At 62.4% G+C, this 19,303-nt stretch carries 17 protein-coding genes; 11 read left to right on the top strand and 6 right to left on the bottom strand.

The window, feature by feature from the left end; translation table 11 throughout:
• Nucleotides 1–53: 53 nt before the first annotated feature.
• From EWM57_RS11875 to EWM57_RS11860, 4 genes are all read left to right on the top strand, one after another.
• The gene (locus EWM57_RS11875) at nucleotides 54–1,448 is read left to right on the top strand and encodes a bifunctional UDP-3-O-[3-hydroxymyristoyl] N-acetylglucosamine deacetylase/3-hydroxyacyl-ACP dehydratase (protein ID WP_129921369.1); all 1,395 of its coding nucleotides are present in this window, start codon (nucleotides 54–56) and stop codon (nucleotides 1,446–1,448) included.
• Between the two features lie 111 nt (nucleotides 1,449–1,559).
• Entirely contained in the window at nucleotides 1,560–2,357 is a 798-nt protein-coding gene (gene lpxA / locus EWM57_RS11870; RefSeq protein WP_129921368.1) for an acyl-ACP--UDP-N-acetylglucosamine O-acyltransferase, read from the top strand.
• A gap of 3 nt (nucleotides 2,358–2,360) precedes the next feature.
• Nucleotides 2,361–2,993 carry an ABC transporter ATP-binding protein gene (locus tag EWM57_RS11865; RefSeq protein WP_129921367.1) on the top strand — a complete coding sequence of 211 codons (633 nt, stop codon included), beginning with the start codon at nucleotides 2,361–2,363 and terminating at the stop codon, nucleotides 2,991–2,993.
• A gap of 351 nt (nucleotides 2,994–3,344) precedes the next feature.
• Entirely contained in the window at nucleotides 3,345–3,704 is a 360-nt protein-coding gene (locus tag EWM57_RS11860; RefSeq protein WP_129921366.1) for a hypothetical protein, read from the top strand.
• Between the two features lie 109 nt (nucleotides 3,705–3,813).
• Here EWM57_RS11860 and EWM57_RS11855 read toward each other — a convergent pair whose 3' ends face one another.
• Nucleotides 3,814–4,578: a DUF4197 domain-containing protein gene (locus EWM57_RS11855; protein WP_129921365.1), complete on the bottom strand. Its 765-nt coding sequence runs from the start codon at nucleotides 4,576–4,578 to the stop codon at nucleotides 3,814–3,816.
• Nucleotides 4,579–4,734: 156 nt separating this feature from the next.
• Nucleotides 4,735–5,568: a DUF4197 domain-containing protein gene (locus EWM57_RS11850; RefSeq protein WP_129921364.1), complete on the bottom strand. Its 834-nt coding sequence runs from the start codon at nucleotides 5,566–5,568 to the stop codon at nucleotides 4,735–4,737.
• A 100-nt stretch (nucleotides 5,569–5,668) separates the two neighbouring features.
• On the opposite strand from EWM57_RS11850, the gene EWM57_RS11845 reads away from it, so the two are divergent.
• From EWM57_RS11845 to EWM57_RS11835, 3 genes are all read left to right on the top strand, one after another.
• Entirely contained in the window at nucleotides 5,669–6,922 is a 1,254-nt protein-coding gene (locus EWM57_RS11845; protein WP_129921363.1) for a competence/damage-inducible protein A, read from the top strand.
• A 165-nt stretch (nucleotides 6,923–7,087) separates the two neighbouring features.
• Nucleotides 7,088–8,467 (top strand): dihydrolipoamide acetyltransferase family protein, encoded by a 1,380-nt coding sequence (locus tag EWM57_RS11840; RefSeq protein ID WP_129921362.1) that lies wholly within the window; start codon nucleotides 7,088–7,090, stop codon nucleotides 8,465–8,467.
• A gap of 68 nt (nucleotides 8,468–8,535) precedes the next feature.
• Entirely contained in the window at nucleotides 8,536–8,748 is a 213-nt protein-coding gene (locus tag EWM57_RS11835) for a hypothetical protein (RefSeq protein WP_129921361.1), read from the top strand.
• A gap of 88 nt (nucleotides 8,749–8,836) precedes the next feature.
• On the opposite strand, the gene EWM57_RS11830 is transcribed toward EWM57_RS11835, so the two are convergent.
• Together EWM57_RS11830 and EWM57_RS11825 are read right to left on the bottom strand one after the other, a co-directional pair.
• On the bottom strand, nucleotides 8,837–10,882 hold the full coding sequence (locus tag EWM57_RS11830; protein WP_129921360.1) for a S9 family peptidase: 2,046 nt from the start codon (nucleotides 10,880–10,882) through the stop codon (nucleotides 8,837–8,839).
• Between the two features lie 168 nt (nucleotides 10,883–11,050).
• The gene (locus EWM57_RS11825; RefSeq protein WP_129921359.1) at nucleotides 11,051–13,732 is read right to left on the bottom strand and encodes a valine--tRNA ligase; all 2,682 of its coding nucleotides are present in this window, start codon (nucleotides 13,730–13,732) and stop codon (nucleotides 11,051–11,053) included.
• A gap of 227 nt (nucleotides 13,733–13,959) precedes the next feature.
• On the opposite strand from EWM57_RS11825, the gene EWM57_RS11820 reads away from it, so the two are divergent.
• Nucleotides 13,960–14,883 carry a carbon-nitrogen hydrolase family protein gene (locus EWM57_RS11820; protein ID WP_129921358.1) on the top strand — a complete coding sequence of 308 codons (924 nt, stop codon included), beginning with the start codon at nucleotides 13,960–13,962 and terminating at the stop codon, nucleotides 14,881–14,883.
• A 46-nt stretch (nucleotides 14,884–14,929) separates the two neighbouring features.
• Entirely contained in the window at nucleotides 14,930–16,105 is a 1,176-nt protein-coding gene (locus EWM57_RS11815; protein WP_317128180.1) for an N-acetyl sugar amidotransferase, read from the top strand.
• 212 nt (nucleotides 16,106–16,317) lie between these two features.
• On the opposite strand, the gene EWM57_RS11810 is transcribed toward EWM57_RS11815, so the two are convergent.
• Nucleotides 16,318–16,668: a 4Fe-4S dicluster domain-containing protein gene (locus EWM57_RS11810; protein WP_129921356.1), complete on the bottom strand. Its 351-nt coding sequence runs from the start codon at nucleotides 16,666–16,668 to the stop codon at nucleotides 16,318–16,320.
• Nucleotides 16,669–16,888: 220 nt separating this feature from the next.
• Here EWM57_RS11810 and EWM57_RS11805 point away from each other — a divergent pair, with 220 nt between their 5' ends.
• Complete coding sequence (locus EWM57_RS11805) at nucleotides 16,889–17,902, top strand: acyl-CoA reductase (protein WP_129921355.1); 1,014 nt, start codon at nucleotides 16,889–16,891, stop codon at nucleotides 17,900–17,902.
• 120 nt (nucleotides 17,903–18,022) lie between these two features.
• A complete protein-coding gene (locus tag EWM57_RS11800; protein ID WP_129921354.1) occupies nucleotides 18,023–18,322 on the top strand; it encodes a hypothetical protein in 300 nt (99 codons plus the stop codon).
• Between the two features lie 87 nt (nucleotides 18,323–18,409).
• Here the strand turns inward: EWM57_RS11800 and EWM57_RS11795 are convergent, their stop codons facing one another.
• Nucleotides 18,410–19,282, bottom strand: coding sequence for a nucleoside phosphorylase (locus EWM57_RS11795; RefSeq protein ID WP_129921353.1), 873 nt, complete (start codon nucleotides 19,280–19,282; stop codon nucleotides 18,410–18,412).
• Nucleotides 19,283–19,303: the final 21 nt, after the last annotated feature.

The raw sequence follows: 19,303 nt of genomic DNA, 5'->3' as shown, positions 1-19,303 counted from the left end.
TGAGGATAGCCCGGTAGCTGACAACCGGCAACTAACAACTGACAACTCACCAGATGAACGACAAGCAACACACGATTAAGGCGCCCGTGACCGTCAGCGGCATCGGCCTGCACACCGGCGTTACGGCCAACATGACGTTTTGCCCGGCCCCAGTCAACCACGGCTACAAGTTTCAGCGCATCGACTTACCCGGCCAGCCCATCGTGGATGCCGACGTGGACAACGTGGTGGATTTGAGCCGCGGTACGACCATCGAGCAAAACGGCGCCCGCGTCAACACCGTGGAGCACACGCTGGCCGCCCTGGTCGGGTTGCAAATCGACAACGTGCTGATTCAGCTGGACGGCCCCGAGCCGCCCATCATGGACGGCTCCAGCTACGAGTTCATCAAGGCCATCATGACGGAAGGGCTCGAGGAGCAGAATGCCCTGCGCAACTACTTCGAGATTCCCGAGGAAATCCGCTACGTGGAGCACGGCCGGGCCGTGGAAATTGCTGCCCTGCCCCTGAATGACTACCGCCTGACGGTGATGGTCGACTATAACTCCCCGGTGCTGGGCTCCCAGCACGCTTCGCTGAACGACATTTCGCAGTTCACCAACGAAATTGCCACGTCCCGCACGTTCTGCTTTCTGCACGAGCTCGAAACCCTCTACAAGAACAACCTCATCAAGGGTGGCGATTTGAGCAACGCTATTGTGGTCGTGGACCGCGTGGTAAGCGACGAAGAGCTTTCCGACCTGGCCACCATGCTGGGCAAGCCCAAGGTGGCCGTGAAGAAGGAAGGCATCCTCAACAACGTGGACCTGCGCTACAAAAACGAGCCCGCCCGCCACAAGCTCCTCGACCTCGTGGGCGACCTGGCTTTGGTGGGCCGGCCACTGAAGGGCCAGATTTTGGCTGCCCGCCCCGGGCACGCGGCCAACGTGGCCTTCGCCAAGAAGATCAAGAAGAAAATGATGGAGGCCAACGCCTCCTCGGTGCCCACCTACGACCCCAACCGGACGCCCGTAATGGACATCAACCAGATCATGCAGGTGCTGCCCCACCGCTACCCTTTCCTGCTGATCGACAAAGTCATTCACCTCGACGCGACTACTGTTACGAGCATCAAGAACGTGACCGTGAACGAGCCCTTCTTTCAGGGTCACTACCCCGGCAACCCCGTTTTCCCGGGCGTACTGCAGGTGGAGGCCATGGCCCAGACCGGCGGCATCCTGGTGCTGAACACCGTGCCCGACCCGGAAAACTACACGCCTTACTTCATCGGCATCGAAAACTGCCGCTTCCGGAAGATGGTAAAGCCCGGCGACACAATCATTTTCTGCTGTGTGTTGTTAGCTCCCATCAAGCGGGGCATTGCCAAGATGAAAGGCCAGGCCTTCGTGAATGGAAAAGTGGTGATGGAAGCCGAAATGAGCGCCGCCATCGTCAAGAAAGAAGCCTAATTAAATTCTGAGTTCGGAAGTATGAATCCGCAATGGTCTAAGGCTCGATAATTGCCGCCGCCCATTTCCCGATTCAGAATTCGGAATTCTTAATTCAGAATTACTCCCAGAATGAACCAGCCGCTCGCCTACATTCACCCCGAAGCCAAGATTGCCCAAAATGTCGTCGTGGAGCCGTTTACGACCATCGACAAAGACGTGGAAATCGGGGAAGGCACCTGGATTGGCCCGAACGTGACCATCATGTCGGGCGCCCGCATCGGCAAAAACTGCAAGATCTTCCCCGGCGCCGTTATCGCCGCCATGCCCCAGGATCTGAAGTTTGCCGGCGAGAAAACCACCGTCGTTATCGGCGACAACACCGTGATTCGGGAGTGCGTGACCGTGAACCGCGGCACCGTGGACCGGCTCAAGACCGTGGTGGGCGCCAACTGCCTGCTGATGGCCTACGTGCACGTAGCCCACGACTGCATCATCGGCAACAACTGCGTGCTGGCCAACGCCGTGCAGCTGGCCGGCCACGTCGAAATCGGCGACTACGCCATTATCGGCGGCACCTCGGCCGTGCACCAGTTCGTGAAAGTCGGGCAGCACGCCATGATTTCCGGGGGCTCGCTGATTCGCAAAGACGTGCCGCCCTTCGTGAAGGCCGGCCGGGAGCCGCTCACCTACAGCGGCATCAACTCCATCGGTTTGCGCCGCCGCGGCTTCACCGACCCCAAAATCAGCGAGATTCAGCAGCTCTACCGCCTGCTGTTTCTGACCGGGCTCAACAACAACGACGCCCTGGACAAGATTGAGCTGGAGCTGCTGCCCTCCCCGGAGCGCGACGAAGTGGTGAATTTTGTGCGCAACTCGGGCCGCGGCATCATCAAGGGCTACTCCCGCAACGGCAACAACGCCGAGTAGTCCGTGCGCATCGAAGCCACCGGGCTGGGGAAGCGCTTCCAGCGGGAATGGATTTTCCGGGGCCTGACGTACATTTTCGAGCCCGGCTCAGCCACGGCCATCCTGGGCCCCAACGGCTCGGGCAAAAGCACCCTGCTCAACACCATTTCCGGGCAGCTGCTGGCCTCGGAAGGCGCGCTGACCTACGAACACGCCGGCCGGCCCGTGGCCGTGGAAGACGTGCCCCAAGTGCTGGCCTACTGCGCCCCCTACCTGGAGGTGATTGAGGAGCTTACCCTCACCGAACTGCTGCAGTTTCACACCCGTTTCAAGCCCCTGCGGCCCGGCTGCAGCCCCGGCCGGCTCATCGAGCTGATGTACCTGGAAAAGTCGCGGCATAAGCTCGTGCGCGACTTTTCCTCCGGCATGAAGCAGCGCCTAAAATTGGCCCTGGCCCTCTACGCCGACTCGCCCCTGCTGCTGCTCGACGAGCCGACCACCAACCTCGACCGCGCCGGGGTGGCCTGGTACCGGGAGCACGTGCACGCCACCGCCCCGGGCCGGCTGGTGCTGGTGAGCTCCAACGTGCCCGAGGAATACGACTTCTGCTCCCAGCAGCTCAGCATCACCGATTTTGGGGCCCAGGCCGCGCGGTAGGGCAGTATCAGGCACATGCGCGGCTTGAGCGGCCGCAACAATATTTTGGCTTGGGGGCTGGCCAGCCCCCACTCACTATCCGCTACTTGACACGCTTCACCCAACGGGGTACTGCCGGTTTTTCAGGTCTTTATGCTTCCCAACTGGCCGCAGGCGCGTCGGTTCGCCAGGAATCTAGGCCGGTTTCGGGGCGGGACCCAGGGGAAACCGGCCGAAATTTTCGGCGCCTTCCGGCAACTTATTTTCCTTTCCGACAATTAACCGAAAGCTGCTTCCCCCGTATCTTCGCAGCTGTAAACCTTTGGGACGTATTACCCCCCATTTTTCACCCATTATTGCCCTTACCCGGCCATGAGACAATACGACGACCTCGACGATGATGATCTGCTCGGCGACGACGACGAGTTAGATACCTTCGCTAAAACGGGCGGCAACGCCACCCGCGGCAGCTCCGAAGACCGCCTTTCGGCCAAGTATGCCGACTATCTGATGTGGCGCGACACGGGCTCCTCCCACGATGAGGCCCTGGATTTGGCCAGCATGACGGAGGAAGAATACACAACTGCCGAGGCCGCCGAAGACCCCGACGGCAGCCGCGGCTTTGCCAGCCTCGATGACGACGACGATGATTTCGCCGACGATGACGACGAGGAAGACTCCTACACCAGCCGCGGCCGCAGCAAAGGCCGTTACGACGACGACGATTACTAGGGCTTAGATTGGCCCAACAACAGGAAAGCCGTTCTGCATTGCTGCAGAACGGCTTTCCTGTTTTGGCGGCGGACCGGCTGTAGCCTAAGCCCAAAGACCGAATGCCTCTTTACCCTTTCGAGCCGAACACGCGGCGCAGAATTTCGGTGGTGCGGGCCACGGGGTTTTCCCGAATGTTGGCTTCTTCCTGGGCAATGAGGGTAAACAACCCGCCGATGGCCTTGTCCGTGGCATACTGGTTCAGATCGGTCTGCACGGGCTTCACCAGCGGAATCTGGTTGTAGCGGGTTGTCAGGGTGGTGTAGTACTGGGTGGCACTCACCTTGTCCAGGGACTGCTGAATGATGGGTTTGAAGGCCGTGGTGAGCTGGGCGGTGGTCGTGCGCTTGAGGTACTGAGTGGCCGCGTCTTTCTGTCCGGTCAGAATACCCCAGACGTCGCTGAAGGTGAGGCTCTTGATGGCCGACAGAAAAATGGGCTTGGCGCTTTTCGCCGCATCCTCGGCCCCGCGGTTCAACGACAGCTCGAACTTATCGACCTGGGAGCCCAGGCCAATAGCCCGCAACGTGGTGGCCACGCGCTGGGCGTCGGGCGGGAAGGGAATACGGATCAGCTTGTTGAGGTAGAAGCCGTCTTGCTTCGAGGCTTGGTCGGCACCCTTGGAAATCCCCTGGGTCAGGGCTTCCTTCAGGCCCATGGCCGCTTCATTCTGACTCAGCGTGCCCTTGGTGGTAGAGCCGGTCGTGGTAGTGCCCACGCCGGGCTTGTTTTTCAATAGGTCCCCGATTTTGGGCAAGCTGAATATCTGAGCCGAGGCACTCAGGCTCAGGGTGAGGCCGGCGGCCACGAGAAGAGAATAGCGCAGAGTTTTCATATCCGGAAGCGGCAAAAAAGGCGACCAACGCAGCCGCTGCGTTCCGTTAGACAGAAACCGGACCAAAAGGTTACGGCCCACTTTAAAGCAAACCGGTCCGCCAAGCTCCCCGTGGGCTTAGCGGACCGGTTTGCTTGGGAGCAGAACCTCGCGGCGTTACTTGCTGCGGCCAAAGGTGCGGCTTAGCAGTTCGGAGGTGCGGGCGGCGGGGTTGAGGCGGATCCGGCCTTCCTCGGCGGCCATCAGCGCAAACAGGCCGTTGACGGTTTGCTCGGTAGCGTAGCTCGTCAGGCTGGGGTTGAGCTTGGTGACGAGCGGGATCTTGTTGTAGCGGGCCACCATTTCGGCGTAGAGCCGGGTGGCACCGGCCTGCTCCAGCGAGGCCTGCATGACGGGTGTGAAGGCGGCCACGAGCTGGGGCGCGGTTTTCTCGTTGAGGTAAAGCGTGGCCGCATCCGGCTCCCGGCTGGTGAGCAGGCTCAGCGCGTCGCTGAAGCTGATGTTCTGGATGGCATTCACGAAGATGGGCTTGGCCTGGGCCGAGGCAGCCTCGGCGGCGTGGTTGAGCGCCACTTCGAAGTTGTCGACCAAAGCGCCCAGGCGCAGGGTGCGCAGGGTAGTGGACACCAGCTCGGCCTCGGGCGGAGTCACCAGGCGGATGTCGGCGTTGGCGTTGAAGCCGTCGGGGGCACTAGCCTGCGCTACGGCCTTGCTGATGCTGGTCGTCAGGGCCTCGTGCAGAGCGGCGTTGGCGTCGTCAGCGGTGAGCGGGGGCAGCACCGGCACCACGGGCGTAGTCGTCTTGACGGTGGTTTTGGTGGTCGTGGCGGGCTTGGCTACCACTTTGGTGGTCGTTTTCTTCGCCGCCGTGGTCTTGCTGGCGGTGGTCGTCTTTTTGGTCGTGGTGGTTTTCTTGGTCTGGGCCGTGGCGGCCTGCGTGCCAACCACCGACAGGGCCACCACGGCGGCCAGCATGCGGAAACGAGTCATAGGGAGAAAAAAAACGAAAACCAGACGCCCTTCGTGGTGGTCTTATTCGCTCAAGGGCCCAAATTGCACCAAATTCCCACCCCTTCCTAACCCGAGACCCATGCCCCAGCTGCCCAACGCGGAAATCATTACCATCGGCGACGAACTGCTCTACGGGCAGGTTATTGATACCAACTCGGCGTTTCTGGGTCAGGAGCTGGGCAAGCTCGGCATCCGGGTGCGGCAGATTACCAGCGTCTCGGACCGGGCCGACGAAATCGTGACGGCCCTGGATTTGGCCCGCACCCGCGCCGACGTGGTGCTGACTACCGGGGGCCTGGGCCCCACCAAGGATGATCTGACCAAGCACATCCTGACCGAGTACTTCGGCACTGAGTTGGTCCTGAACGAGTCTTCCCTGCGCGACGTGGAAGCCATCTTTGCCCGCTTCAACCGGCCCATGCTGGAAGTGAACCGCCAGCAGGCCTACTTGCCCGCTACCTGCACGCCCATCCGCAACGCGGTGGGCACGGCCCCAGGTATGTGGTTCGAGGACAAGGGCACCGTGTTCGTGAGCATGCCCGGCGTGCCTTTCGAAATGAAGCGCATGATGACCGACACCGTGCTGCCCCGCCTGGCCCGGCACTTTCAGGTCCCGCCCATCGAGCACATTGTCATTCAAACCGTGGGGCTGGGCGAGTCGTTTCTGGCCGAGCAGATTGCCGACTGGGAAGATGCGTTGCCCCCGAATATCAAGCTCGCCTACCTGCCCTCGCTGGGCGCCGTGCGCCTGCGCCTGACCGGGCAGGCCGACGGGCAGCCCAACCTGCGGGGTCGCATGGAAGCCCTGTTGCCCGAGCTGCGCCGGCGCCTGGGCAACCATATTTTTGCCGAAACCGATATTCCCCTGGAGCAGGCCGTGGGCCAGCTGCTGGCCGAGCGGGGCCTGACGGTGGGTACGGCCGAAAGCTGCACCGGCGGCTACGTGGCCCACAAGCTCACCAGCGTCCCGGGCTCGTCGCGCTACTTTTTGGGCAGCATTGTTTCCTATCATAACGATATCAAAATCAAAGAGCTGGGTGTGCTGCCTGAAACCTTGGCTGCACATGGAGCCGTGAGCGAAGAGGTGGTGCGCCAGATGGCCGAGGGGGCCCGCCAGCGCCTAGGCGTAGACGTGGCCGTGGCCACCAGCGGCGTGGCCGGCCCCGACGGCGGCACCCCAGAAAAACCCGTGGGCACCTTCTGGCTAGCCTACGCCGACGCCCACCAGACGGTAGCCCGCAAGATCAGCTTCAACCGCGGCCGCCAGCTCAACATCGACTACGCCACCAACAGCCTGCTCAACCTGCTGCGCCTGAGTCTGCCCGTTTCGTAGGCGGTGCTCCGCGGACCGGAACCCGGCGGCCAGCGTTGCATTTGGGAGCCATTCGGGCCCATCGGCGGGCTGCTTGGCAGGAAACGGCGCCGCGCTTGCGGCTTTCTGCTACCTTTGCGGCACTAAACTCCCCACCCAACAATCCCAACCCAAGAAAACTACCGCATGGCACGAGTGGAAATGGTGATGCCCAAGATGGGCGAAAGCATTATGGAAGGCACCGTTCTGAAATGGCTCAAGCAGGTCGGCGACGCCATTGAGCAGGACGAATCAGTGCTGGAAGTAGCTACCGACAAGGTAGATACCGAAGTTCCCGCCATCTACGCCGGCGTACTGCAGGAGATTCTGGTCCAGGAAGGCCAGGTGGTGGCCGTGGGCGCTCCTATTGCCATCGTTGAAACCGATGCCGCCGCCGCGGGTGCTTCAGCCCCGGCCGCCGCTCCAGCTGCTCCCCAGACGGCTCCTTCAGTTAACGGCACCGCGCCCGAGGTTCCCTACGTACCCGAGGCCCAGGCCCCGCAAGCCGCCAAAGCTGCGGCCGTGGCCCAGCCCGGCCGCTTCTACTCCCCGCTGGTGCTCAGCATTGCCCGCGAGGAAGGCATTTCGATGGCCGACCTAGACTACCTGCCCGGCACCGGCAGCGAGGGTCGCGTCACCAAGAAAGACATTCTCGACTACGTGGCCGGCGGCAAACAGCCGCTGGGCCAGGCCGCCGCGCCGGCACCAGCCGCTGCTGCTGCTGCTCCCGTGGCTCAAGCTCCTGCCCCGGCTGCCCCAGCTGCTGCGTCGGCACCAGCGCCAGCCGTGGCTTCCAAGCCCGCGCCTTCCGTGAGCGGCGGGCAGGAGCTGATTGAGATGGACCGCATGCGCAAGATGATTGCCCAGCGCATGGTCGACTCGAAGCGCATTTCGCCCCACGTGACGAGCTTCGTGGAAGCCGATGTAACTGACATCGTGAACTGGCGCAACAAGCATAAGGATGCCTACAAGAAGCGCGAGGGCGAGAACCTGACCTTCACGCCCATCTTCATCCAGGCCGTGGCCCGCGCCGTCCAGGACTTCCCGATGATTAACGTCTCCATCGACGGCGACTACATCATCAAGAAGCGCGACATCAACATCGGCGTGGCCGTGGCTTTGCCCTCGGGAAACCTGATTGTGCCCGTGATTCACAACGCCGACCAACTCAACCTGAACGGGCTGAGCAAGAAAGTCAACGACTTGGCTTCCCGGGCCCGGGCCAACAAGCTCAAGCCCGAGGATCTGGAAGGCGGCACCTACACGCTCAGCAATGTGGGCTCGTTTGGCAACGTGATGGGCACGCCCATCATCATGCAGCCCCAGGTGGCCATCATGGCCGTGGGGGCTATTAAGAAGAAGCCGGCCGTGATAGAAACCCCTCAGGGTGACCTCATTGGCGTGCGTCACTTCATGTTCCTCTCGCACTCCTACGACCACCGCGTGGTCGATGGTTCGCTGGGCGGCATGTTCGTGCGCAAGGTGGCCGATTACCTCGAGCAGTTCGACCCGAACACGGCTATCTAACCCCTCGTTGCCTTACCCGAACGTCATGCCGCCCCCGGCATGACGTTCTTTTTTGCCTGCCCCGCTTTATGAAAAACGCGCTGACCATTGCCGCCCTGGTGCTTTCCCTGGGCCTGATCCTGTACCTCTACCAGCAGATAACCCGCCTGGAGGAAGCCCTGAAAGTCTCGGAGAAGCGCTTCGCCGACTGTGAACAGGTCAGCTTCCAGCTTCAGATGAAGGCCAACGGCAACGTGCCCCGCGGCAACCTGCCGGCCACCGACACTGCCCGCAGCCGCTAGAGAGTGTGCCCAAGGCATTTCTAATAGCAACAACGCCCCGCCGTGCGAACATGGCGGGGCGTTGTTGTTACTGACAGTCCGTGCGTGCCTAGGCGGGGCGGCCAAGGAGCAGCAGCAGAAAGGCGTACTGCCGGGCCACGTCGTGGATAGATTTGAAGCGGCCGGAGGCGCCCCCGTGGCCGGCATCCATGTCGGTGTGCAGCAGCAGCAGGTTCTGGTCAGTTTTCAGGGTCCGTAGCTTGGCTACCCACTTGGCCGGCTCAATGTACTGCACCTGGGAGTCGTGCAGGCCGGTGGTGACGAGCATGTTGGGGTAGGCCTGGGCCCGCACTTGGTCGTAAGGCGAGTAGGACAGCATGTAGTTGTAAAACTCCCGCTGGTTGGGGTTGCCCCACTCGTCGTACTCGCCGGTGGTGAGCGGAATGGTGTCGTCGAGCATAGTCGTGACTACGTCCACGAAGGGTACGGCGGCTACCACGCCCCGGTAGTACTCGGGGTGCAGATTGACCACCGCGCCCATCAGCAGCCCCCCGGCCGAGCCGCCCATGGCAAAGAGCCGGTCGGGGGCCGTATAGCCTTGCTCAATCAGGAAGCGGGAGCAGTCGGTGAAGTCAGTGAAGGTGTTCATCTTCTTGAGCTTCTTGCCGTCTTCGTACCACTGCCGGCCCAGCTCCTGCCCGCCCCGGATGTGGCAGATAACGTAGGCAAAGCCCCGGTCAAGCAAGCTCAGGCGGGCCGAGCTGAAGGCCGCATCCATCGACAGGCCGTAGGAGCCGTAGGCGTACTGCAAGAGCGGGGCGCTACCGTCCTTCTGAAACCCGCGGCGGTAGACGATGGACAGCGGAATCAGGGTGCCGTCGGTGGCCGGGGCGTAGGCGCGCTCGGTCACGTAGTCCTCCTTGCGGAAGCTGCCCAGCACGGCCTGCTCCTTGAGCAGGGTCTTGGTCCGGGTGGCCATGTCGTAGTCGTAGGTCGAGGTCGGCGTGGTCAGGGACGAATAGCCGTAGCGCAGCACCGGGGTGTCAAACTCGGGGTTGATGCCGATAAAGGCCGTGTAGGTGGGCTCGCCGAAGTTGAGGTAGTGCTCCGCCCCGTCCTGCCACCGAATCACGCGCAGGCGCAGCAGCCCCTCCTGCCGCTCGCCCAGCACGAGGTAGTCGCGGAACAGCTCCATGTTTTCCAGAAACACGTCCGCACGGTGGGGAATCACTTCCTGCCAGTTCGCCTTGGCCGTATCCGCGACGGGCGTTTTGAGCAGGCGGAAGTTGGGCGCCCCGGCGTTGGACAGCACGTAGAAGTCGGGCCCGAAGTGCTCGACTTCGTAGAGGTGGTCGTCCTCGCGGGCCAGAAACACCCGGGGCTCGGCCGTGGGCGTAGCGGCCGGCAGGTAGCGCACCTCCGCCGACATCGTGCTGCCCATGTGCAAAAAGATGTACTCCCGGGACTTGGACCGACTCACGCCGGTGTAGAAAGTATTGTCGGTTTCCTCGTAGACCAGCACGTCGAGGGCCGGGTCGGTACCGAGGGTATGACGGTAGACCTGGTAGTCGAGCAGAGTGGCCTCGTCCTTTTTGGTGTAGAACACCGTCTGGTTGTCGGTGGCCCACACGGCGTTGCCGCTGGTATTCGGAATCTGCTCGGGATACTGCTCCCCGGTCACTAGGTTGCGGAAGCGCAGGGTGTAGAGGCGGCGGCTGACGGTATCCTCGGAGTAGGCCAGCACCGCGTTGTCGTCGCTTACCTCGAAGCCCCCGATCTGGTAGTAGGCGTGGCCCGCAGCTAGTTCGTTGGCGTTGAGCAGCACCTGTTCGGGTGCCGACAGGCTGCCGGGCTTGCGGCAGTAAATCGGGTACTCCCCGCCCTCCTCGTAGCGCACGTAGTAGTAATAGCCGTTTTCGCGGTAGGGCACGGACTCATCCTGCTCCTGGATCCGGCTTTTGATTTCCTGAAACAGGGCTTCCTGCAAGTCTTTTACTGGGGCCATCTGCTGCTCGAAGTAGGCATTTTCGGCCCGCAAGTAGTCGAGCACCTCCGGGTCCTGGGGCTGGTTGAGCCAGTAGTAGTTGTCGGTGCGGGTGCCGAAGGGCGAAACAAGCGCTTTGGGCTTGGGAGCGGCTACGGGAGGATTAATCATAAAAAGTCAGGCGCTTTGGAACGGGAGGTCAGGTGGCGGGCCGCAGCGGGTGGGCCCGGCGCCGGTGTACGTAGGCTGGGGTAGGCAGGGCCGAACAGCCCCGGGGGAAAAAGCCGAAAGAGCTGCTCCGGGTTGGGAACAGCTCTTTCGGGCGGCGGCGACAGGGCTTTACAGGGCCGCCAGGCTTTGCTCGAGGGCCGTGATTTTGGCTTCGGCGTCGGCCAGCTTCTGCCGCTCCCGCTCCAGCACGTCGGGCTTAGCGTTGGCCACGAACTTCTCGTTGCCGAGCTTTTTCAGGACCGAGTCGCGGAAGCCGCGGGCGTAGTCGATTTCCTTTGCCAGGCGCTCCTTCTCGGCGCCCAGGTCAATCTGGCCTTCCAGGGGTACGAAGTACTCCACGCCCCCGGCTACGAAGCCCACCGCGGCGGCCGGCGCGGCCTCCACCGTACTAATGTCGGTCAGGGCGGCCAACTTGCGAATCACCGCGTCATAATCCTGCAGCAGACTGGCATCGGTGGTTTTGGCGGCCAGGGTCAGGGGCTTGTTGGGGCCCAGACCCTTCTGGTTGCGAATCACGCGCACCCCGGCGACGATGTCGAGGGCCTTGCTCATGCGGGCAATCAGCTCGGCGGCGCCGGCGGCGGGCTGGGCCTTGGGCCAGGCCGCTACGCACACGTACTCTTTGGGGCCCCGCTCGGCCAGCTCGTGCCAGATTTCCTCCGTGATGAAGGGCATGAACGGGTGGAGCAGCTTGAGCAGGGTTTCGAGGAAGCCGGTGGTGTGCTTGAGCGTTTCGGCGTCGATGGGGGCCTGGTAGGCGGGCTTCACCATCTCGAGGTAGAACGAGCAGAAGTCGTCCCACACCAGCTTGTACACGGTCATCAGCGCATCTGAAATCCGGAACTTCTCGAAGTGCTCGTCCAGCTCGGCAATGGCCGTCTGCAGGCGGGACCCGAACCATTCCACGGCCTTTTCATTGGCGAAGGGCAGCGTGGCGTCCACTTCCCAGCCCTGGGTGAGGCGGAAGGCGTTCCAGAGCTTGTTGGTGAAGTTACGGCCCTGCTCCACCAGCTTCTCGTCGTAGAGCAAATCGTTACCGGCCGGGGCCGAGAACAGCATGCCGGTGCGCACCCCGTCGGCGCCGAACTGCTTGATCAAATCGAGTGGGTCGGGGGAGTTGCCGAGCTGCTTGCTCATCTTGCGGCCCTGGGCGTCGCGCACGATGCCGGTCAGGTACACGTTGCGGAAAGGGACTTCCTTGCGGTACTCCAGCCCGGCCATGATCATGCGGGCCACCCAGAAAAACAGGATGTCCGGACCCGTGACCAGGTCGTTGGTGGGGTAGAAATAGTTAACGTCGGCGTTGTCGGGGTCCTTGAAGCCGTCGAACACCGAAATCGGCCACAGCCACGACGAAAACCACGTGTCAAGCACGTCCTCATCCTGGCGCAGGTCGCTGAGCTGCAGGTCCGGGTTGCCGCTTTGCTCCCGGGCCAGCTCCAGGGCTTCTTCGGCCGTGAGGGCCACCACGTAGGAGCCGTCGGGCAGGTAGAAGGCCGGAATCTGCTGGCCCCACCACAGCTGCCGCGAGATGCACCAGTCGCGCACGTTCTCCATCCACACCCGGTAGGTGTTCTTGAACTTGGCCGGGTGCAGCTTCACGGTGTCGTTTTCCACCACTTCCAGCGCCGGCCCCGCCATCTGCTCCATTTTCAGGAACCACTGCATGCTCAAGCGCGGCTCAATGACGGCCTTGGTGCGCTCCGAGGTCTGCACGATGCTGGCGTACTCCTCCACCTTCACCAGGTGGCCGGCCTCCTCCAGGTCCTTGACGATGTTGCGGCGGGCCGCAAACCGGTCCTGGCCCACGTAGAGCACTGCTTTTTCGTTGAGCGTGCCGTCGTTGTTGAGAATGTCGATAACGGGCAGATTGTGCTTGACGCCCAGCTCGTAGTCGTTCAAATCGTGGGCCGGCGTCACCTTCAGCGCGCCCGTGCCGAAGTCGATGCTCACGTACTCGTCCAGAATCACCGGGATTTCGCGGCCCAGCAGCGGAATGCGCACCTTGGCCCCGTGCAGGTGGGTGTAGCGCGGGTCGTTGGGGTTCACCGCCACGGCCACGTCGGCCATGATGGTTTCGGGCCGCGAGGTAGCCACGGTCAGGTAGTTGTCAGTTGTCAGTTGTTGGTTGTCAGCATCGTTCTGCTCACTAACAACTGACAACGATTCCCTGACAACTTCATACCGCAGGTGGTACATCTTGGCCATCACGTCCTTCGGAATCACTTCCTCATCACTCAGCGCGGTCTGGCCCAGCGGGTCCCAGTTCACCATGCGGATGCCGCGGTAAATCAGGCCCTTCTGGTGCAGATCCACGAACACGCGCAATACGGCCTGGGTCAGCTCGGGCTCCATGGTGAAGCGGGTCCGGTCCCAGTCGCAGGAGGCGCCGAGCTGCTTGAGCTGCTCGAGGATGATGCCGCCGTACTTTTCCTTCCAGGCAAAGGCGTGCTCCAGGAATTGCTCCCGGGTCAAATCCTTCTTCTCGATGCCCTGCTCCTTGAGCAAGGCCACTACCTTAGCCTCGGTGGCAATGGAGGCGTGGTCGGTACCGGGCACCCAGCAGGCTTCCTTGCCCTGCATGCGGGCCCGGCGCACCAGCACATCCTGAATCGTGTTGTTGAGCATGTGGCCCATGTGCAGCACGCCCGTCACGTTGGGCGGCGGAATCACGACGGTGTAGGGCTGCTTGCGGGGGTTGGCCTTGGCTTTGAAAAAGCCCTGCTCCTGCCAGCGCTGGTACCACTTGGCTTCCACGTCGGCGGGGGTATAGGTTTTGGCGATGGACATCGTCAAGGGAATATCGGTGGGGGAATAAGGGCAAAAGTAGGCAATTCGGGCCGGGGCGGGAAATCCGGGGCTGCCGGACCGGTGGCGCAACCTTTCCCCGCGGCATTAATCCGATTTTAATACCGCGGCCTGCAGATTGAAGCTACCTTTGGAACCGACATTGCCTGGCACGCCGTAAAGGGATTTTGTCTAACTTCTCCTGTTTTTTCCACCCATTTACCGGAAGTATGGCGGGAATTTTCTCTTTTCTGAAGCCGCAAAAGCCAGTTCCGGCCGCCGGAGCCGGACCCGTGGCCGCCCCGGCCCCGACCGTCCGCATCGGTATGGGGCAGCTGCTGGTGGAAGGCGGCGAGCCGGAGCGCAACCTGGAGCGGGCCGCGCGCATGATTGAGCAGGCCGCCCAGCAGGGCTGCGACATCGTGCTGTTGCCCGAAACCCTGGACTTCGCCTGGACCCATCCTAGCGCCCTGACTGAGGCCCAGCCCATTCCCGGCGCCTTCAGTGACCAACTCTGCCAGCAGGCTCTGCGCTACAGCATTTACGTTTGCGCCGGTCTGACTGAGCGCCGGCACGGCCGCAACTACAACGCGGCCATCCTGATCAATCCCCAGGGCGAAATCATCGTCACCTACCACAAAATCAACTTGCTGACCGTCGAGCAGCCCTTCTACGCCGTAGGGCAGACCCTGAACGTGGTGGATACGCCGCTGGGCAAAATCGGCGTCAATATCTGCGCCGACAACTACCTCGACGGCCTGGCCATCGGGCACACGCTGGCCCGCATGGGCGCCGAGTTTATCCTGGCTCCCGCCTCCTGGACCGTCGACTTTTCCATCACCGAAGAGGCGGACCCCTACCGGGAAAAGTGGGTGACGCCGTTTTCCATTCTGGCCCGGCTCTACAACGTGGCCGTTATCAGCACCACTTCCGTCGGCTATGTGGTAGGCGGGCCCTACGAGGGCAAGAAAAGCGTGGGCTGCTCCCTGGCCGTCGATGCGTCCGGCGTGCGGGCTCAAGGCACGTTCAACGAGTTTGCCGGCGAGCTAATTGTGGCCGACATTCCCCGGCCCGTCCGGCCTGAGCAGGGCACCGCCATCGGCGAGATGCTGCGCACCAAGGGCTACCGGTTCGACGAACTCCCAACTTCCTGATTTGACTTCCGTTACCTCTCCTATTCTTCCGCCGTCCGCTACCCTAGTGTCAGTGCCTATACCGCAGAGCCCGCAGTGCTGCATCCGTTGCATCATGGATACCACGGTGCCCGGCATCACCTTCGACGCCGCGGGCGAGTGTAACTTCTGCGCTTTGCACGACAAGCTCGACCGGGCCTTTCCCCTCGGCGCCGCCGGCCGGCAGAAGGTGCAAGAGCTAGCCGCCGACATCAAGCGGCTCGGCCGGGGCCGCAAGTACGACTGTATTCTGGGCGTGAGCGGGGGCCGCGACAGTTCCTACACGCTCTGGTACTGCGTCACGCAGTTGGGGCTGCGGCCCTTGGCGGTGCACTTCAACGACGGCTTCGGCAACCCCGTGGCCGGGGAAAACATGGTGACGGCCTGCCGCAAGCTGGGCGTAGAGCTGCGCACCATCACCTCCGACTGGCGCGAATCCAAGGACCTGAAGCTGGCGTTTCTGAAAGCTTCCACGCCCGACATGGAGGAAGGCACCGACTTGGGCATTGCCACGGCCCTCTACGGGGTGGCGGCCCGGGAAGGCGTGCAGCGCATCATCATCGGGCAGTCGTTTCGGACCGAGGGCATTGCCCCGCTGTCGTGGAACTTCCTCGACGGCAAGTACCTGAAGGCCGTGCACCGGCAGTTTGGCACCGTGCCCCTGCGCCCCTGGACGCCCAACGACCCGGGCTTCAACCTGGGTCTGAAGGAAATGTTCTACTACACTTTCGTGCGCCGGATCAAGACCGTGACCCTGCTCTACCACGTCGACTACGTGCGCACGGAGGTGGATGCGCTGCTGGAGCGGGAGCTGAGCTGGCAGAACCCCGGCGCCCATTACTTCGACGACCTCTACCAGAGCGTTATCTACTACCTCAACCGTACCAAGTTCAACATCGACCGGCGGCTGTTCAACTACTCGGCCCTGGTGCGCTCGGGGCAGATGCCGCGGGAAGTGGCCCTGGCTCGGGTAGCCCAAATCAACTCCATCGAGGATGAGCGGGTTATCAATTTGTGCATCAAGCGCCTGGGGTTGACCCGGGCGGAATTCGACCGGATTGTGGCCGCCCCGCCCCGCACCTTCCGCGACTACCCCAATAACTACGGCCTGATCCGGCTGCTGCGCTGGCCCATTAAGGTGTTCAGCCGCCTCAACCTGCTGCCCGAATCCGCCTACGACAAGTACTTCAACTGCGGCACGTAGCGGCGAGGTGGTGAGTTGTCGTTCTGGCGGGCCTGTCATGGCGAGGAGGCACGACATTCCGCGCCACAAGCGGCAGCAATCCGTCCTTGTGGCAGTTACCCACTGCTCTTTTACTAGAAAGCCCTTTCCTGTTGACACGGGAAAGGGCTTTTTGCATTACCTGAAGTAAAGAACCAGTTGAGTTTGCCCGAACGACAACTCACCAGTTCACCTTACGCCTCGGCGTGCAGCCACTCCTTCTTTTTGAGCAGGGCTTCCTGGGTTTCGCGGTAGTCGGGGTCGTCCACGCAGCAGTCGACGGGGCACACGGCGGCGCACTGGGGCTCCTCGTGGAAGCCCACGCACTCGGTGCACTTATCCGACACGATGTAGTAGTACTCGTCCGACACCGGCGTCTGCGGGGCCGTGCCCGCCACCGTTTCGCCGCCGTCGACCTGCACTTGCTTCAGGGCCGTGCCGTCGGCCCAGCGCCACTGGGCGCCGCCTTCGTAGATGGCATTGTTGGGGCATTCCGGTTCGCAGGCACCGCAGTTGATGCACTCGTCAGTTATCATGATGGCCATAGCCGCAGTCCTCTTTTTTTGGGTGATGCTGTCCTAATACGGGAGTCCTTACGAAAAAAACGGGCGCGGGGACCTCCTACAGCCCGGCAAAAGTAGAAACTAACCGCTACTCTTGCGAGTTTTTTAGCTGTTCCGCTCATTTGCCGGTTTCCTGCCACTTTTGCAGCACGGTTCTTTTACGCCGTCCGGCCGCTTCTCCCCTAGCTTGTCCTTGTTCCCTATGAATCATTCCGACCGCCTGGCGGCATTTATTGCCCTGGGCCACCGCCTGCAAAACCTGTCCGCCGCCGAAATCACCGAGCTGGCCGCCCGGGCCCGCAACCAGAACAACTGGTTTGACGAGCCCAACGTGCAGGCCGCCCTGCTGGGCGTGGCCGCGCTCCTGGAAGAGCATACCCTGCGGCAGTGGGCCAGCCGCTACCCCGCCGAGCCCGCCGAAAGCCGGCGCGTGGGCGTGGTCATGGCCGGCAACATCCCGCTGGTGGGTTTCCACGACTTGCTCTGCGTGCTCGTGAGCGGGCACCAGTTGCTGGCCAAGCCCAGCTCGGAAGACCGGCTGCTGATGCGCTGGGTGGCCGACGAGCTCATCAAGCTGGAGCCGCGCTTCGCCGAGCGCATTGCCTTCGTGGAGCGGCTCAACGAGGCCGACGCCTTCATTGCGACCGGCTCGAACAATACGGCCCGCTACTTTGAGTACTACTTCAGCAAAAAGCCCCACCTCATTCGCCGCAACCGTACCAGCCTAGCCATTCTCAACGGGCAGGAGTCGGCGGCGGCACTGGCGGCGCTGGGCCGCGACATCTTTCAGTACTACGGGCTGGGCTGCCGCAACGTGAGCAAGCTCTACGTGCCCGAAGGCTACCGGTTCGACGCCCTGCTCGACGCGCTGGAGCCCTGGCACACGGTGCTCCACCACAACCGCTACCAGAACAACTACGACTACAACAAGAGTATTCTGCTCGTCAACTCCGTGCCCCATTTCGACAACGGCTTTCTGCTGCTCACGCCCGGCGCGGCCCTGGTTTCGCCGATTTCGGTGCTGCACTACGGTACTTACCAGAGCGAAGTCGACCTCGTGGACCAGCTTACCGACGTGGCCGAGCAGATTCAGTGCATCGTCTCGGACGCCCACCAGTATCCGGGCAGCTTCGCCTTCGGGCAGGCCCAGAGCCCAACCGTGAGCGACTACGCCGATGGCATTGATACCATGGCCTTTCTGGCGGAAATAGCGTAGCTTCCACCCCAAATTTCCGGCGCGGCTCCCGCGCCGCTCATACTTTCTTCACCGCCGGGATATAATCTTCTCGTTTTTCCGGCCCTCACGCCCCCGCTCCCTACAACCGCCTATTGCCCCATGAATTCTGACCTGCCAGTTCCCGAAACCGTCGAGAAGGAAGTGCTCCCCGACTTGCACTACCCCGCCGCCGACGTGCTCAACAATCCCGTCACGCGCCAGCAGCGCCACCACGACGCGGAGCGCGCCGCCACGCTCGGCAACGCCTACCACGGCAAAGTCGACATCTATTTTCAGACTGCCGACGGCGCCACCAAGCGCGTGTACACCACCGTCTGGGCCGCCGACCAGGAGCACCTGACCCTCAAATCCGGCGGCTCGCTGCCGCTGCGGGCCGTGCTGCGCTTCGAGTTTTACTAAGCTCCTTGCCTGCGCTTCGCCAATTAAAAAGCCCCGACGTTCAGCAACGCCGGGGCTTTTTAATGAACAATGCGCGGTTGCCGAAGGCTAGATCCGGTCGAGGGTCTTGGCAATCAAATCGTTGACGGCGGCTTCGGCGTTGGTGGCAAACTCGCCGGTGGCGCGGTTGGCCACAATGGCGTTCAGCGACACCACCTCGTGGCCCAGCATCCGGCCCAGGGCGTAGTAGCCAGCGGTTTCCATCTCGAAGTTGGTCAGGCGGAACTCGCCCTCGGCGCTCTGGTGGCGGAAGCCTTGGAAGCGGCTGATCAGGTCGGGCAGGCGCAGATCCAGGCGCAGCACCCGGCCCTGGGGACCGTAGAAGCCCGGGCAGGTGAGCGTGTTGCCCACGATCATGCCCGCGCCGAGCTGCTCGCGCAGTAAGTCGGCCCCGCGCACGGCGTAAGGGCGGTACGGCAGGTCGAGGGCCTGCTGGATGCCGGCGGCCACTTCTACTTCCAGCCCGGTTTCAACGAGGGGGTAGAACTGCATCAGCGAATCGAGGCCGATGCCGTGCTCCGAGACGAGGTGGGAGCCCACGGGAATATCGGCCTGCAGGGCGCCGCTGGTGCCCACGCGCACGATGCGCAGCTGAATCCGCTCCTCCTGGGGGCGGGGCTCCCGGGTCACGAAGTCGATGTTGACCAGGGCATCGAGCTCATTCATGAGAATGTCGATGTTGTCGGTGCCCATGCCGGTGGAAATTACCGTCAGGCGCTTGCCCTGGTAGTAGCCCACGTGGGTCACGAAGTCCCGCTTGCTGATGCGCGTCTCGATGGAATCGAAGTGCTGACTGATCAGCGGCACCCGCTCCGGGTCGCCGACGGTGATGATGGTGTCGGAGAGGTGGTCGGGCAGCAGGTTGAGGTGGTAGATGCTGCCGTCTTTGTTGAGAATCAGCTCGGAGTCAGGAATGGGCATGGGGAGGGCGTTTAGAAAAGG

This window comes from Hymenobacter persicinus (genome assembly GCF_004167665.1).
Classification (GTDB): Bacteria; Bacteroidota; Bacteroidia; order Cytophagales; family Hymenobacteraceae; genus Hymenobacter; species Hymenobacter persicinus.
Note: the sequence above shows the minus strand (reverse complement) of the source record. Positions and strands in the feature narration are given on the sequence as shown.

What these genes read in the sequence shown, in the direction of transcription:
- EWM57_RS11875 (WP_129921369.1), top strand. Translation starts at nt 54, where the DNA reads ATGAACGACAAGCAACACACGATTAAGGCGCCCGTGACCGTCAGCGGC.
- lpxA (WP_129921368.1), top strand. Translation starts at nt 1,560, where the DNA reads ATGAACCAGCCGCTCGCCTACATTCACCCCGAAGCCAAGATTGCCCAA.
- EWM57_RS11860 (WP_129921366.1), top strand. Translation starts at nt 3,345, where the DNA reads ATGAGACAATACGACGACCTCGACGATGATGATCTGCTCGGCGACGAC.
- EWM57_RS11855 (WP_129921365.1), bottom strand. Translation starts at nt 4,578, where the DNA reads ATGAAAACTCTGCGCTATTCTCTTCTCGTGGCCGCCGGCCTCACCCTG.
- EWM57_RS11850 (WP_129921364.1), bottom strand. Translation starts at nt 5,568, where the DNA reads ATGACTCGTTTCCGCATGCTGGCCGCCGTGGTGGCCCTGTCGGTGGTT.
- EWM57_RS11845 (WP_129921363.1), top strand. Translation starts at nt 5,669, where the DNA reads ATGCCCCAGCTGCCCAACGCGGAAATCATTACCATCGGCGACGAACTG.
- EWM57_RS11840 (WP_129921362.1), top strand. Translation starts at nt 7,088, where the DNA reads ATGGCACGAGTGGAAATGGTGATGCCCAAGATGGGCGAAAGCATTATG.
- EWM57_RS11835 (WP_129921361.1), top strand. Translation starts at nt 8,536, where the DNA reads ATGAAAAACGCGCTGACCATTGCCGCCCTGGTGCTTTCCCTGGGCCTG.
- EWM57_RS11830 (WP_129921360.1), bottom strand. Translation starts at nt 10,882, where the DNA reads ATGATTAATCCTCCCGTAGCCGCTCCCAAGCCCAAAGCGCTTGTTTCG.
- EWM57_RS11825 (WP_129921359.1), bottom strand. Translation starts at nt 13,732, where the DNA reads ATGTCCATCGCCAAAACCTATACCCCCGCCGACGTGGAAGCCAAGTGG.
- EWM57_RS11820 (WP_129921358.1), top strand. Translation starts at nt 13,960, where the DNA reads ATGGCGGGAATTTTCTCTTTTCTGAAGCCGCAAAAGCCAGTTCCGGCC.
- EWM57_RS11810 (WP_129921356.1), bottom strand. Translation starts at nt 16,668, where the DNA reads ATGGCCATCATGATAACTGACGAGTGCATCAACTGCGGTGCCTGCGAA.
- EWM57_RS11805 (WP_129921355.1), top strand. Translation starts at nt 16,889, where the DNA reads ATGAATCATTCCGACCGCCTGGCGGCATTTATTGCCCTGGGCCACCGC.
- EWM57_RS11800 (WP_129921354.1), top strand. Translation starts at nt 18,023, where the DNA reads ATGAATTCTGACCTGCCAGTTCCCGAAACCGTCGAGAAGGAAGTGCTC.
- EWM57_RS11795 (WP_129921353.1), bottom strand. Translation starts at nt 19,282, where the DNA reads ATGCCCATTCCTGACTCCGAGCTGATTCTCAACAAAGACGGCAGCATC.